The sequence below is a fragment of the Pseudoalteromonas sp. GW168-MNA-CIBAN-0100 genome (assembly GCF_040309225.1).
In the GTDB taxonomy this organism is placed as follows: Bacteria; Pseudomonadota; Gammaproteobacteria; order Enterobacterales; family Alteromonadaceae; genus Pseudoalteromonas; species Pseudoalteromonas arctica.
Genome location: NZ_JBEOOL010000219.1, coordinates 1 through 367 on the forward strand (window position 1 = coordinate 1; position 367 = coordinate 367).

Annotated in this window: 1 pseudogene; it reads left to right on the plus strand. The window is 41.7% G+C overall.

Features of this window, described 5'->3' with window-relative positions:
• Positions 1 to 367 (plus strand): annotated as a pseudogene (locus AAEY62_RS20820) (acetolactate synthase 3 large subunit); the annotation flags it as partial.

Here is a 367-nt window from a genome sequence, read left to right on the forward strand (position 1 = left end):
CCCTATAGTAAAGCACAGCTTTAACTGCAGAAGCGCAAAAGATATCCCAACTATTTTAGCTAAAGCTTTTTATATTGCCAGCACAGGCCGCCCAGGCCCAGTGGTAGTAGAGCTGCCAAAAGACATGCTAAACCCTGAGATAAAGTTTGATTATGAATTTCCTAAATCTACCGATTTAAGAACTTACAACCCAAACACTAAAGGCCACTCAAAACAAATACGCAAAGCCGTTACCGCCATACTAGAAGCAAAAAAACTGGTAGTGTACTCTGGCGGCGGAATTGTAATTTCAAACACTTCTGAGCAATTAACTCACTTGGTAGAGTCACTAAATGCGCCAATTACCAATACCCTTATGGGGCTAGGT